The organism is Aeromicrobium chenweiae, from assembly GCF_003065605.1.
Taxonomy (GTDB): domain Bacteria; phylum Actinomycetota; class Actinomycetes; order Propionibacteriales; family Nocardioidaceae; genus Aeromicrobium; species Aeromicrobium chenweiae.
In genome coordinates this window covers 120061-133652 of the sequence record NZ_CP026952.1, presented here as the reverse complement: position 1 = coordinate 133652, position 13592 = coordinate 120061, and the positions used below count along the sequence as shown (strand labels likewise).

Sequence of the window (13592 nt, the reverse complement as noted above, 5' to 3'; positions counted from 1 at the left end):
TCGCCAGGGAGGCCGCTTGCGGCCGACCGTGAGCGAAGCGAGGCGAACCCCTCCGCACCTGTGGAAACCCCGTTGCCCCACGCCCCCAGCCGGGCGGACGATGCCGCATGCCCTACACGTACCTCCTGCTCTGCGCGGACAAGACCTACTACACCGGCAGCACGTACGACCTCCCTCATCGCCTCGCCCAGCACCGTTCTGGCGAGGGCGCCGAGTACACGAAACGACGGCTACCCGTGAAGCTCGTCTACTACGAGGAGCACGAGCAGATCGCGATGGCGTTCTGGCGCGAGAAGAAGATCCAGGGCTGGACGCACGGCAAGAAGCGCATGCTGATCAGGGACGGGCCGGGCGTGAGAGTCGAGGACGACTCCCGGTTGTTCGGCGGCTGAGGTGACTATTCGTTCGCCAGGGAGCCAAGCGACCGTGAGCGCAGCGAGGCGAACCAGAGCCCACCAGCTGACATTCGCCTCGCTTCGCTCACAGTCGGCCGCAAGCGGCCTCCTTGGCGAACGCGTCCCTCACGTTCGCCAGGGAGCGAAGCGACCGTGAGCGCAGCGAGGCGAACCCGAGCCGACGAGCTGACGTTCGCCTCGCTTCGCTCACAGTCGGCCGCAAGCGGCCTCCTTGGCGAACCCTTCGTTCGCCAGGGAGCGAAGCGACCGTGAGCGAAGCGAGGCGAACCCAAGCCGACCAGCTGACGTTCGCCTCGCTTCGCTCACAGTCGGCCGCAAGCGGCCTCCTTGGCGAACGGACTGGCGCAAGCGGCGGGCCGGGCGTCGCCAGGCTCCACTCGTGTGTACACCCACGGGCCTCCGCGCCAGACCGAGTTCCACCTCGAGCCATGTCCGGTGTGCCACTGGACGACGTACTCATCCTCGCTGCCCGGTGGCGTGAACTTCTCGTACGTGACGTCGCCCGACCACGCGAGCGCGATCAGTCCGACATAGCCGAGGCCGAGCCACGCGGCCAGCACTGCGGCTGTCAGCAAAGTCCGCAACGCCAGCAGCGTCAGGTTCCCGCGGTCGGCGTTGAGCCAGGCGCGACCGATGATCCACGTGCCTCCGAGCAGGATGGCTGCCACCGCCAAGCCCACCCACGGCGCGAACCCGGGGAGCCCGGCGACGAAGACCGCTTGGTCGGGACCGCTCGCCTGACCGTTCTGCACGGCGAGCGCGCCGCAGGCCAGGGCGAGGACACCCAGGACGTCGCGCTTGCGGGGATGCCACCACGATCGTCCGGCCGCCGTCGGGTAGGTGACGACCGCACCGTCTCCGTACGGCGGAAGGCTTCCCGCGTCCTGCGGCTCCATCGCGTCAGTATTGCCGACGAGACGGGCGAACGGGCGTGATCGTTCGCCCGGGAGCGCAGCGACCGTGAGCGCAGCGAGGCGAACCCGAGCCGACCAGCTGTGGTTCGCCTCGCTTCGCTCACAGTCGGCCGCAGGCGGCCTCCTTGGCGAACGGGTTGAGTTCGTTCGACCGGGAGCGCAGCGAGGCGAACCCGAGCCGACCAGCTGTGGTTCGCCTCGCTTCGCTCACAGTCGGCCGCAGGCGGCCTCCTTGGCGAACCTTGGGGACGGTCAGGGGCAGGGGCGGGGGGTGCCGGCGGTGACGGTGGCCTGGGCGACCAGGTGCTGGGTCGGGGTGATGGGCTTGCCGCCGGCGTCGACGTAGCGGCGTCCCTCCGGGGCCTCGTCGCCGAGGGTGAACAGCGTCGCGTGGTGCAGCCGGCCGCCGTCACCCCGCCACGGCTCCACCAGTCGCAGCGTCTCCCGCGGTGCCTCCGTGACGGCCCGGACGACCGCAGCGAGGCTCATCCCACAGGTCAGCATCTTGGTCATGACGGTCGCCAGGTCGAACACCGGTCCGTTGATGTTGCGGACGTGGATGTCGGTGCTGATCGAGCTCGGCGTCACGCCGGCGGCGACAGCGGATCCGGCCACCGTGATGTCGAAGCTGGCCGCGCCGTGACCGACGTCGAGCTTGACGCCACGGTCGATGGCGCGCCGCATCGCAGCGGACGGCTGACCGTCGGGGGCCCACGGGAAGCCGGTCTTGCCGTGGAAGCAGTGGGTCACGACGTCGCCTTCGTCGAGCAGGTCGAGCACGTCGTCGATCAGCGGAGGCGCCTCCCCGATGTGCACCATCAGAGGGATGCCGCACTCGCGCGCCGCGAGCTTGCCCAGCTGCAACGGCTGCAGCCCCATGTTGCCCACGATGAGCCCGCTCGAGCGCACCTTGATGCCGCGCACGACGTCGGGCGCCGACGCCACCGCGGCAACGGTCGCGGGGACGTCGATGAACGTGGAGTCGGCGACCTCGCGCAGGTGCACCAGGCCGTGCGAGCCGATGTTGAGCCAGGCCTTGATCTGGGTCCTCGCGCTGGGGATGACGTAGTCGATCAGCCCGCGCAGCGTCGCCTGGCCGGCACTGCCCGCGTCCGCCACCGTGTGCACGCCATGGTCGAGCCCGACCCGGTCGGGGTGCACACTGATCTGCGTCGTGCCGTCGTACACGTGGGCGTGCAGATCCACCCAGCCGGGACTGATGAAGAGCTCGGGGGTCGTCTCGCCCGGCTGCTGAGGACGCTCGTCGACCAGCTCGGCCTGCCCTGCGGCGGACACCTGCAGCGTCGCGACCGTCGTGCCCGATCCCTGCGGGTCGATCACCGCGACCGGGGTCTGCGTGCCCGGGTCCAGCGCCGGCCCGGGCATCACGCCGCCCCCGCGTCGCGCTGCGCCAGTCGTTCGGAGATCTCGGCCGCGGCGGTGCGCACGAGCCCGCCCAGCTCGTTCAACCGGTCGAGGTCGAGCAGGAACGCCAGGCCGGAGATGCTGATGCCGCCGATCACCGAGCCGGTCGAGTCACGCACGGCCGCACCGACGCACCGGACGCCGCGCTCGTTCTCCTCGTCGTCGATCGAGAAGCCGCGCTCGAGGACGCCGTCGAGGTCCCGCCGCAACGCGTCCCGGTCCGGGAGCACGCGTCCGGTCTGCTCGGTCTGCGACGTCCGCTCGAGCAGCTCGTCCACCTCGGCGGGCGAGAACTCAGCGATGATCGCCTTGCCGATCGACGTGCAGTGCAGCGGGATCTGCATGCCCACCCGGGACGCCATCTGGTACGGCTTGTCGCCCTCGACCTTGGCCAGGTAGACCGCGGCGTCACCGGCGCGCACGGCGAAGTGCACGGTCTGCTCGGTCTCGTGCTGCAGCCGGACGAGGGTCGGCGACGCGATGCGGGCCACGTCGTCGCTCGTGTCGCCGCTGGTGACCAGCGCGCTCATGGCGTATCCCGGCGCGTAGAGACCGTTTCCCCGCGCCTGTGCGTAGTTGCCCTGCACGAGAACCTGCAGGATCCGGTGGACGCTGGGCCGCGTCAGACCGGAGCGTTCCGCGAGGTCGGCGAGCTGGTGGGGGCCGTTGGGCGCGGTGAGCGCCCTCAGCACCGCCAGAGCTTTCTCGATCGAGTTCATTGCGCACCTTCTGTAGACATCGTCAATAACGCTGTGGCAGCATTCCATCATAGAAAAGGGCCGTTCCGCATGGTGGAACGGTGCGAGATGGTCGGGACACCTTCCCAGACGCCTTACGAAAGTAGCCGCACATGAATCCCTTGCATGGAAAGCCCCGTCGCATCGCCCGACTCACCAGCGCCGCAGCCGCGCTCGTGATGGCGACCTCCCTGGCCGCGTGCTCCGGCTCGTCCTCCGGGGGAGGCAGCAGCAGCGATGACCCGCTGCGCATCTCGATCGCGTCGGACGTCGTGTCCCTCGATCCGCAGCTGCAGGGCGACCTCACCTCGATGAGCGTCGCCGACAACATCTTCGACACGTTGACGGTGCGCGACGCCGACAACAAGCTCTCCCCCGGCCTGGCCACGAAGTGGGAGCAGGTCGATCCCCTGACCTGGCGCTTCACGATCCGCACCGGCGTGAAGTTCCAGAACGGCGAGGCGCTGGACGCCAACGCGGTCGCGTACAGCATCAACCGCCTCCTCGACCCGGCGACGAAGTCGCCCATCGTCGAGCTGGTCAACGTCAAGCAGGCCAAGGCCGTCGACGCCACCACCGTCGACTTCCAGATGAAGACGCCCGACCCGGTCATCCCGGCGAAGGTGTCGCTGTTCGGTGGCGTCATCGTCCCGCCGAAGTACATCGAGGAGAAGGGTGCCGACGGCTTCGCCCAGCACCCGGTCGGCAGCGGCCCGTACGAGTTCGTGTCCCGCAAGCGTGACAACGAGATCGTCCTCAAGGCCAACCCGACGTACTGGGGCTCGAAGCCCAAGATCAAGAACGTCGTCTTCAAGGTCATGCCGACCCCTGCGTCCGCGGTCGCCGCGCTCCAGTCCGGCGAGGTCGACATCATCACCGGGGTCACCAAGGACGCGATGAACCAGCTGGGAAGCGGCGGCGACACCAAGGTCCAGAGCAAGCCGGGCATCCGCACCTACACGGTGAACATGGACACCCGCACGGACGGACCGCTCAGCAAGAAGGAGGTCCGCACGGCCCTGAACTACGCCGTCGACGCACCGACGCTGATCAAGACCGTCATGGCCGGGGACGCCAAGCGCACCGCGACGATGATCCCCGAGGGTGTCTTCGGGCTCGATCCCTCCGTCAAGCCGTTCGAGCACGACCCGGCCAAGGCCAAGCAGCTGCTCGCGGACGCCGGCTACCCCAAGGGCTTCTCCACGACCATCAGCGCATCGTCGGTCGACTCCTCGCTCGTCCAGGCGATCTCCGGCCAGCTGGCCGAGGTGGGCGTCAAGGCCAAGGTGCGGCTCATCGACCCGGTCACCGCGAAGTCCGAGATCATCACGCTGAACGGCCGCAAGGACGGCGGCATGTACCTGTTCGCCAACTCCGGGTGGACGCTGGACGCCACGAGCTTCACCCAGTCGGTGCTGAAGTCCGACCGCCGCTCGAGCCGCTGGAGCAACGACACCGCCGACAAGCTGGTGACGACCGAGGAGACGTCCGTCGACAGCGACGAGCGGAAGAAGGCCTTCTCCGACCTGCAGAAGCTGCTCGTCGAGGAGTCGCCGTACGTCTACCTGTTCGCGATCAACAACACCTATGCGACGCGCAGCAACATCGACTGGACGATGCCGGTGACCGGGATCTTCGCCCTGTCAAGCGCGAGCCGGAAGTAGCAGTCGGCCATGGCTGATGTGACTGTTCCTCGAGCGCGGGCCGTCCGGCTGGGCGGCAGCGAGCTCCAGCGGTTCCTGGTGCGCAGGGTGGCGCAGGCGGTGCTCGTGCTGTTCTGTGTCGCGACCGTGACGTTCTTCATCGTGCGACTGACCGGCGACCCGGTCCGGACGATGCTGCCGCCGGAGGCGACGCAGGAGCAGGAGGACAGTCTGCGGGCCACGCTGGGGCTGGACCGCCCGCTCTTCGTCCAGTACGTCAGCTTCCTGTGGAACGCCCTGCACCTGGACTTCGGACAGTCACTGTTCTTCCACGAGTCGGCCTTCTCGGTCATCGTCGACCGGCTCCCGGCGACGATCCAGCTCGCGGTGGGCGCGTTGGTCTTCGCGCTCGTCGTGGCGATCCCGGCCGGCATCATCGCCGCCGTCAAGCGCGGCAGCGCGACCGACAGCTCGGTCGTCGCTGCCGTGCTGATCGGGCAGTCCACGCCCGCGTTCTTCGTGGGCATCCTGCTGATCCTGATCTTCGCGGTGAAGCTGCAGGTGCTGCCGTCGGCCGGGATGGGCGGGTTCGACCACCTGATCCTGCCGGCGATCACGCTGGGGCTGTACTCGATGGCGATGATCGCGCGACTGCTGCGCTCGTCCCTGATCGACGTCCTGGGCGAGGACTACATCCGGACGGCGCGGTCCAAGGGCCTCTCGCGCTGGCTCGTGATCCGCGACCACGGCCTGCGCAACGCGGCCCTGCCGGTCGTCACGATCATCGGCCTGGAGATCGGCAGCCTGCTGGGCGGCGCGATCCTCACCGAGCAGGTCTTCTCCTGGCCCGGCGTCGGCCGGCTGACGGTGGAGGCGATCACGAACCGCGACTTCCCGCTGATGCAGGCGATCGTCCTGTTCCTGTCGGTGATCTTCGTGCTGACCAACCTGCTCGTCGACATCGCCTACGCATTCCTTGATCCCCGAGTGAGGCTCAGCTGATGACTGCGGACATCACCCCGACCAGCACCGTGCCCGACCTCGCGCCGGCCCCGGCCGCCTCCGCGTCCCAGGGCTCCCCGAGCACCTGGCGCGCCGTCCTGCGGGCGCTGCGCCGCAACAAGGTGGCGATGGCAGCGGCGATCATCCTGGCGCTCGTCGTGCTCATCGGCATCTTCGCTCCCCTCATCGCGCCGTACGACCCGTCCACGCAGCACCTGGTCGACCGGCTCAAGCCGCCGATCTGGTTGTCGGGCAGCTCCGACGGCCACCTGCTCGGCACCGACCACCTCGGCCGGGACGTGCTGAGCCGGGTGCTCTACGGCACGCGCGTCTCGCTGCTGGTCGGCCTCGCCGCCACCGTGCTGTCGGGCCTCATCGGCACCGTCATCGGCATCGTCTGCGGCTACTACCGCGGCTGGGTCGACGCGCTGTTCATGCGCCTGGCCGACATCCAGCTGGCGTTCCCCACGATCCTGCTGGCACTGGTCGTCGTGGTGGTCCTCGGCCCCAGCCTGTGGGTGGTCATCGTCGTCCTCGGCCTCAGCGGCTGGATGTCGTACGCCCGGGTGATCCGCGCCGAGGTGCTGTCGCTGCGCAGCCGCGACTTCGTGACGGCGGCGCGGGCCATCGGCGACAGCGACCTGCAGATCATGAACCGGCACCTGCGCCCCAACGTCATGGCGCCGCTGGCCACGATCGGCACCCTCCAGGTCGCCGCGATGATCGTCGCCGAGGCCTCGCTGAGCTACCTCGGCTTCGGCGTGCCGCCCAGCATCCCCACGTGGGGCGGCATGCTGTCCGAGGGCCAGCTGTACATCACGAACGCCTGGTGGCTGGCGCTGTTCAGCGGCCTCGCGATCACCCTCACGACCCTGTCGATCAACGTCGTGGGCGACATGCTGCGCGACTTCGCCGACCCGAAGGCCTACCGATGAGCCTCGCGACGGTGATGGTCTGCGACGACTGCGCGCACGAGGTCTCCCTCAGCACGCTGGTCAACCTGTGCCCGCGCTGCGGCGGCCTGCTCGAGGTGCAGTACGACCTGCAGGCCGCACCGGCGGGCCTGGCCCAGCGCGCCCGCGAGCGCCGCGGCGAGGGCATGTGGCGCTGGCGCGAGCTGCTGCCACTGCCCGACGACGCCACGCCCGTCAGCCTCGGCGAGGGCGACACCCCGCTCCTGGCGACGCCCGACCTCGGCCGCCGGCTCGGGCTCGAGCGCCTGTTGCTCAAGAACGACGGGCTGATGCCCACCGGCAGCTTCAAGGACCGCGGCTTCGCCCTGGCCGTCAGCTTCGCGCAGCACCTGGGCGCGACGAGCGGATTCACCTACAGCTCGGGCAACGCGGGCGCCTCGTTCGCGGCCTACTGCCGGCGCGCAGGCATCGACGCGACCGTGTTCGTCGAGGACGCCGCGAACGAGACCAAGGTCGCGGCGATCACGCTGTACGGCGCCGAGGTGCTGCGCCTGGAGTACGACACCAGCGCCCAGATCTTCGAGACGCTCGACGAGCTGGCCCGCGAGGGCTACTACTCGTTCGTCAACTTCGTGAACCCGATCCGGCACGAGGCCATGAAGGTCTACGCGTACGAGATCTGCGAGCAGCTCGACTGGGAGGTGCCCGACGTGATGGTGCACCCGGTCGGCACCGGTGGCGGCATCTGGGGAGCCTGGAAGGGCTTCAACGAGCTGCGTGAGCTCGGCCTGATCGACCGCGTCCCCCGGATGGTCGGCGTGCAGGCCGCGGTGTGCGCACCGCTCGTGGACGCCTTCGACAACGGCCGCGACCACACGATCCCGACCGGCGACGCCGGCGCCACGATGGCGCAGAGCATCGCCGGCGACACGATGATCCACGACGGGCGACGCGTGCTCCGTGCGATCCGCGACTCCGGCGGACGCGCGGTCGGCGTCACCGAGGACGAGATCGCCGAGGGCATGCTGCTCGCCGGCCTGGGCGCCGTCGCGGCCGAGCCCTCCGCCGCGGTCTCCGTCGCGGCGCTGCTGCGCGGACGCGAGGAGGGCTGGCTGGAGCCGGACGACACGGTGGTCTCGGTCATCACGGCCACCGCCCTCAAGCAGCCCGGCGCACTGCAGGCGGTCGCACCGCGGCCGTCCGGCGTCGTCGCGGCGACGGCCCAGGCATGGAAAGACACGATCCGACGAGAGACGGCACACTCATGACACGCGCAGCCGACGGCATGGTCCTGGCCCGGACGACCCACTCCGCGACCCCGGGCGGTGAGCTGTGATGGCGGTGCTGGAGGTGCGCAACCTCAACGTCGAGTTCCGTCTGGACACCGGCGTGGTGCGGGCGGTCAATGACGCGACGTTCTCGGTCGAGCAGGGCAAGACCCTCGCGATCGTCGGCGAGTCCGGCAGCGGCAAGACCGCGACCGCGCTGTCGACGCTGCGGCTCAACCCCGAGCCGCCGTGCTTCTACACCGGTGGCGAGATCCTGTTCGAGGGCCAGGACCTGCTGACGATGAACGAGCGCCAGCTGCGCCAGGTCCGCGGCCAGGGGATCGCGATGATCTTCCAGGACCCCATGACGAGCCTCAACCCGGTCCGCACGGTCGGCCGGCAGATCGTCGAGAGCGTCGTGCGTCGCGAGAAGCTCGGCCGGGCCGAGGCCAAGGCACGCGCCGTGCAGGCGCTGCGCGAGGTCGGCATCGCCAACCCCGAGGAGCGCGCCGGGCAGTATCCGCACCAGTTCTCCGGCGGCATGCGGCAGCGCGTCATGATCGCGATGGCCCTGGCGTCCCGGCCGAAGGTGCTGATCGCCGACGAGCCCACCACGGCCCTCGACGTGACCGTCCAGGCCCAGATCATGGAGCTCCTGGACGACCTGAAGACCCGCTTCGACATGGGCATCGTGCTGATCACCCACGACCTGGCGATGGTCTCGGAGAAGGCGGACGACGTCCTGGTGATGTACGCGGGGCGCCCGGTCGAGAAGGCCACCGCCGAGGCGGTCTTCGCCACGCCCCGGATGCCGTACACGATGCAGCTGATGCAGTCGGCTCCGCGCGCCGATCGTCCCAAGGGCGCCGTGCTCGACCCGATCCCGGGATCCCCGCCCGACCTGCTGAACCTGCCTCCGGGATGCCCGTTCGAGCCGCGATGCTTCCTGTCCCGGCCCGAGTGCACCGAGACCGTGCCGCGCCTGGTGACCAAGACGCCCGGGCACGAGGCGGCCTGCATCCTCTCGCCCGACGAGCTGGCAACCGGCGCGCAGACGCTCGCCGCGCGGGCCGCCGCCCTCGAAGCCGACGCAACCGAAGGGGTCTCATCGTGACCACCGAACTCGCCCTCGACGCCCCGTCGCCGGTCCAGCCGCTGCTGTCGCTCCAGCACGTGAGCAAGCAGTTCCCTGGACGCTCGGGTGGAGCGCCGGTCCTCGCCGTCGACGACGTCTCCCTCGACGTCGCTCCCGGCGAGGTGCTCGGGCTCGTGGGCGAGTCCGGCTGCGGGAAGACGACGCTGACCCGCGTCATCATGCAGCTGCTGGACGCCTCGGCCGGCAGCATCTCGTTCGACGGCAAGGAGCTGACGGACATGTCCCGCCGCGACCTGCTGGCGGTCCGCCGCGAGATGCAGATCGTCCTGCAGGACCCGTACGCGAGCCTCAACCCCCGCATGCGGGTGCACGACATCGTCGCCGAGCCGCTGCACACCCACCACCTGGTGCCGAAGGGCAGGAAGGGACGTGCGGCCGCCCGCGAGACGGTCAGCTCGCTGCTGGAGTCCGTCGGTCTCGACCCGGCCGTGCAGGACCGCTACCCGCACGAGTTCTCCGGCGGCCAGCGTCAGCGCATCGGCATCGCCCGGGCACTCGCGCTCGAGCCCCGGCTCGTGGTGTGCGACGAGCCCGTCAGCGCGCTCGACGTGTCCGTGCAGGCGCAGATCCTCAAGCTGCTGCGCACGCTGCAGACCGAGCGCGGCCTCAGCTACGTCTTCGTCTCGCACGACCTGTCCGTGATGCGCCAGGTGGCCGACCGCATCGCGGTCATGTACCTGGGGCAGATCGTGGAGATCGCCGAGACCGAGGAGCTGTTCCACCACCCTCGCCACCCCTACACGCAGGCGCTGCTGTCCGCGGTCCCGCTCGCGGCCACCGCCGCGACGGACACCCCGGCACGCACCCGCGTCGTCCTGGCCGGTGACCCACCCTCGCCGGCGAACCCGCCGTCGGGCTGCCGCTTCCGCACGCGGTGCCCGCTGGCGCGTGAGGCCTGCGCGGAGGAGCGCCCGCCCCTGATGCAGCAGGGAGCGCCCGGCCACGAGGCGGCCTGCTTCTTCCCGGTCGACAGCATCGCCGAGCTGGCCGCCGAGCAGGCCCGGCGACAGCCGTCGGCGGTGTGAGCATGCATCGCATCGACTCCACGCTGACCGAGGCCCGCGAACGCGGCGTCTTCTCCGCGGCGGCCTGGTCCCACGGCACCGCCGAGGGTCCGTCCGCCCGGGGACTCGTCGGCACGCTCTCGTGGGACGGGCCGGCGGTCGAGGAGCACAGCCGGTGGGACCTCGCCTCGGTGACCAAGCCGATCGTCGCGATCGCGGTCATGTCGCTGGTCGAGTCCGGTCACCTGACGCTCGACGACACCATCGCCGACCACCTGCCCGACTACGCCGGCACCGACAAGGCCACCCTGACCGTGCGCCAGCTGCTGAGCCACACGTCGGGGATCCCCGGCCAGGTGCCGCTGTACGCGTCCAGCCCCACCCGCGAGGAGATGCTCACGGCGATCCGCGAGCTGCCCCTGCTCGGACCGCCGGACACCGCCGTCGTCTACTCGTCCCAGGGATTCATCGTGCTGGGCCTCATGGCCGAGGCCGCATCCGGTCTCCCGCTCGACCGGCTCGTCGCAGAACGCGTCAGCGCCCCGGCGGGCATGCCCGACACGGCGTTCGGCGTCCCGGACGCGCAGCAGCGCCACGCCGTCGCGACCGAGGACGACCCGTGGCGCGGCACCGTCGTCCAGGGCCAGGTCCACGACGAGAACGCCGTGGTGCTGGGCGCACCGGCCGGTCACGCCGGGCTGTTCTCGACCCTCGCCGACATGGAGCAGCTCGGCCGGACGCTGTGCGCCGAGGGACGCGGACGCGACGGCCGCATGCTGTCGCCGGCCGGCCACCGGACCATGATCGAGCCACGGACCGACCACCTCAACCTGCGCCGCTCGCTCGGCTGGCAGGGCCAGGACGCGACCCTCTCCCCTGCGGGCGACCTGATCGGTCCGCGGGGCTACGGCCACACCGGGTTCACCGGCACGTCCCTGTGGGTCGACCCCGACGCCGGTCGCTACGTCGTCCTGCTCACCAACCGGGTGCATCCGTCGCGCACCGGCGACGCGATCGTCCGGGTACGCCGCCAGGTGCACAACCTGGCCCTCGCCGACAGCTGACCCGGCGCCCCTCTCGACCATCCATCGCAACACGAGGAGACAGTCATGACCAAGAAGTCGATCGCCATCGCCGACGCCCCCGCGCCGGTCGGCCCGTACAGCCAGGGAATCGTCGCCAACGGATTCCTCTACACGGCCGGGTTCGGCCCGCAGGACCCGCAGACCGGGGAGATCGCGGACAACGTCGGTGACCAGACCCGGCAGGTCCTGCGCAACATCCGCGCGGTGCTGCAGGCCCACGGCGCCGACATGGACGACGTCGTGAAGTCGACCGTCCACCTGGAGCACCTCCACCGGGACTTCGACGAGTACAACCGCGCCTACGCCGAGTTCTTCACCGAGCCGTTCCCCGTCCGCACGACCGTCGGCTCGACGCTGGCCGACATCCTGGTCGAGATCGATGTCGTCGTGGCCCTCGACCAGTGATCGCCCCCGGATCGGCCGCACGCCTGACGGTCTCCCCGGTCCTGCAGGAGACCCCCGTCATCGCGGTGCTGCGCGCCGAGGAGGCCACTGCGTACGACCGCGTGGTCGACGTGCTGGTCGAGAACGGCGTGCGGAGCATCGAGCTGACGCTGACGACGCCCGGCACGAGTGAGCACCTGCCGACGCTGGTCAAGCGGCTGGACGACGCCGAGCTGGGTGTCGGCACCGTGACGACCGTGGAGCAGGCCCGGCAGGCCGTCGACGCCGGGGCGAGCTATCTCGTCGCGCCCGTCGTCGACACGGACGTCATCGAGTTCGCGGTGCGCAACGGCGTGCGGGTCTACCCCGGCGCGCTGAGCCCGACCGAGGTCCTCTCCGCCTGGGAGGCCGGTGCGACCGCGGTCAAGATCTTCCCCGCAGAGACCGTCGGCCCGCAGTACGGCAAGCACCTGCGCGGGCCGTTCCCCGACCTGCAGTTCATCCCCTCGGGCGGCGTCGCGCTGGACGACATCGCGTCCTGGCTGCGCGCCGGCGCCGCGGCCGTCAGCCTGGGCGGCCCCTTGGTGGGCGACGCCTTGAGCGGGGGCTCCCTCGTCGACCTGGCGACCCGGGCCCGTCGCGTGGTCGACGTCGCGACGGCGGAACGAGCGGTCCGATGAGCGAGAGCCGGGCGCGGGGTGGCGTCGTCACCCTGGGCGAGACCATGGCCCTGGTCAGCACGAGCACGATCGGTCCGATCATCAACGGGGCCAGCCTGTGCCTGGGCATCGGCGGCGCCGAGAGCAACGTGGCGATCGCACTGAGCAGGCTGGGCGTCGACGCGACCTGGATCGGCAAGGTCGGCGACGACCCGTTCGGCGACCTCGTCCTGCGCGAGATCCGCGCCGAGGGCGTGCGGACCGTGGGCGTCCGCGACGCCGACGCCCCGACCGCCCTCATGTTCAAGGAGCGGCGCACCCAGGCGGAGACCCGGATCGAGTACTACCGGGCGGGCCTGGCCGGTTCGCGCCTCAGCGTCGCCGACGTCGACGACGACCTGATCCGCGGTGCGGCGGTGCTGCACCTGACCGGCATCTCGCCGGCGTTGTCCGACGACATGCGTGAGGTCACCGACCACGCGATCGCCGTCGCGAAGGACGCCGGCGTGACGATCTCGTTCGACCTGAACTACCGCGGCAAGCTCTGGACGACCGAGGACGCCGCCGAGGCGTACCGTCGAATCATCCCCGACACCGACATCGTCTTCGGCGGGGACGAGGAGGCGGCGATCGCGCTGGGTGCCGACGGCACCCCGCTCGCCTTGGCGCACGGGCTGGTCGAGATGGGAGCAGGTGAGGCCGTCGTGAAGCTGGGCTCGCTGGGAGCCGTCGCGGTCGTCGACGGGCAGGAGCACGAACGGGCCGCGATCCCGATCCAGGCGCTCGACACGGTGGGCGCGGGCGATGCGTTCGTCGCCGGCTACCTCGCCGACTACCTGCTGGGCGAGCCCGTCGCGACCCGGCTGACCACCGCGGTGACGGTCGGCGCCTACGCCTGCCTGGTCCCCGGCGACTGGGAGGGCCTGCCCCGCCGCTCCGAGCTCGCTCGCCTCACCTCGAACGAGTCCGTGGACCGCTGACGATG

Annotated in this window: 14 protein-coding genes; 11 read left to right on the top strand and 3 right to left on the bottom strand. The window is 70.5% G+C overall.

Features of this window, described 5'->3' with window-relative positions:
* The first annotated feature begins 107 nt into the window (after window positions 1–107).
* Window positions 108–392: a GIY-YIG nuclease family protein gene (locus C3E78_RS00645; RefSeq protein WP_108576503.1), complete on the top strand. Its 285-nt coding sequence runs from the start codon at window positions 108–110 to the stop codon at window positions 390–392.
* A 326-nt stretch (window positions 393–718) separates the two neighbouring features.
* Here the strand turns inward: C3E78_RS00645 and C3E78_RS00640 are convergent, their stop codons facing one another.
* The 3 genes from C3E78_RS00640 to C3E78_RS00630 form a co-directional block, all read right to left on the bottom strand.
* Window positions 719–1312: a hypothetical protein gene (locus tag C3E78_RS00640; protein ID WP_108576502.1), complete on the bottom strand. Its 594-nt coding sequence runs from the start codon at window positions 1310–1312 to the stop codon at window positions 719–721.
* Between the two features lie 270 nt (window positions 1313–1582).
* The gene (locus tag C3E78_RS18080) at window positions 1583–2716 is read right to left on the bottom strand and encodes an amidohydrolase family protein (RefSeq protein ID WP_159085759.1); all 1134 of its coding nucleotides are present in this window, start codon (window positions 2714–2716) and stop codon (window positions 1583–1585) included.
* A complete protein-coding gene (locus C3E78_RS00630; protein ID WP_159085758.1) occupies window positions 2716–3474 on the bottom strand; it encodes an IclR family transcriptional regulator in 759 nt (252 codons plus the stop codon). Before C3E78_RS00630 ends, C3E78_RS18080 begins: the two co-directional genes overlap by 1 nt.
* Before the next feature lie 131 nt (window positions 3475–3605).
* Between C3E78_RS00630 and C3E78_RS00625 the strand changes: the two genes are divergently transcribed.
* From C3E78_RS00625 to C3E78_RS00580, 10 genes are all read left to right on the top strand, one after another.
* Window positions 3606–5156 (top strand): ABC transporter substrate-binding protein, encoded by a 1551-nt coding sequence (locus tag C3E78_RS00625; RefSeq protein ID WP_108576500.1) that lies wholly within the window; start codon window positions 3606–3608, stop codon window positions 5154–5156.
* A 9-nt stretch (window positions 5157–5165) separates the two neighbouring features.
* Window positions 5166–6137, top strand: coding sequence for an ABC transporter permease (locus C3E78_RS00620; RefSeq protein ID WP_108576499.1), 972 nt, complete (start codon window positions 5166–5168; stop codon window positions 6135–6137).
* The gene (locus C3E78_RS00615; RefSeq protein WP_108576498.1) at window positions 6137–7072 is read left to right on the top strand and encodes an ABC transporter permease; all 936 of its coding nucleotides are present in this window, start codon (window positions 6137–6139) and stop codon (window positions 7070–7072) included. Before C3E78_RS00620 ends, C3E78_RS00615 begins: the two co-directional genes overlap by 1 nt.
* A complete protein-coding gene (locus C3E78_RS00610) occupies window positions 7069–8319 on the top strand; it encodes a threonine synthase (RefSeq protein WP_108576497.1) in 1251 nt (416 codons plus the stop codon). The genes C3E78_RS00615 and C3E78_RS00610 overlap by 4 nt, the downstream gene beginning before the upstream one ends.
* A 67-nt stretch (window positions 8320–8386) precedes the next feature.
* Window positions 8387–9433, top strand: coding sequence for an ABC transporter ATP-binding protein (locus C3E78_RS00605; RefSeq protein ID WP_108576496.1), 1047 nt, complete (start codon window positions 8387–8389; stop codon window positions 9431–9433).
* Window positions 9430–10500, top strand: coding sequence for an ABC transporter ATP-binding protein (locus tag C3E78_RS00600; RefSeq protein ID WP_199907062.1), 1071 nt, complete (start codon window positions 9430–9432; stop codon window positions 10498–10500). The genes C3E78_RS00605 and C3E78_RS00600 overlap by 4 nt, the downstream gene beginning before the upstream one ends.
* A gap of 2 nt (window positions 10501–10502) precedes the next feature.
* Window positions 10503–11543, top strand: a complete 1041-nt coding sequence (locus tag C3E78_RS00595) for a serine hydrolase domain-containing protein (protein WP_108576495.1) — start codon at window positions 10503–10505, stop codon at window positions 11541–11543.
* 45 nt (window positions 11544–11588) lie between these two features.
* The gene (locus C3E78_RS00590; RefSeq protein ID WP_108576494.1) at window positions 11589–11969 is read left to right on the top strand and encodes a RidA family protein; all 381 of its coding nucleotides are present in this window, start codon (window positions 11589–11591) and stop codon (window positions 11967–11969) included.
* Entirely contained in the window at window positions 11966–12628 is a 663-nt protein-coding gene (locus tag C3E78_RS00585) for a bifunctional 4-hydroxy-2-oxoglutarate aldolase/2-dehydro-3-deoxy-phosphogluconate aldolase (RefSeq protein WP_199906888.1), read from the top strand. Before C3E78_RS00590 ends, C3E78_RS00585 begins: the two co-directional genes overlap by 4 nt.
* Window positions 12625–13587, top strand: a complete 963-nt coding sequence (locus C3E78_RS00580; protein ID WP_108576493.1) for a sugar kinase — start codon at window positions 12625–12627, stop codon at window positions 13585–13587. The genes C3E78_RS00585 and C3E78_RS00580 overlap by 4 nt, the downstream gene beginning before the upstream one ends.
* Window positions 13588–13592: the final 5 nt, after the last annotated feature.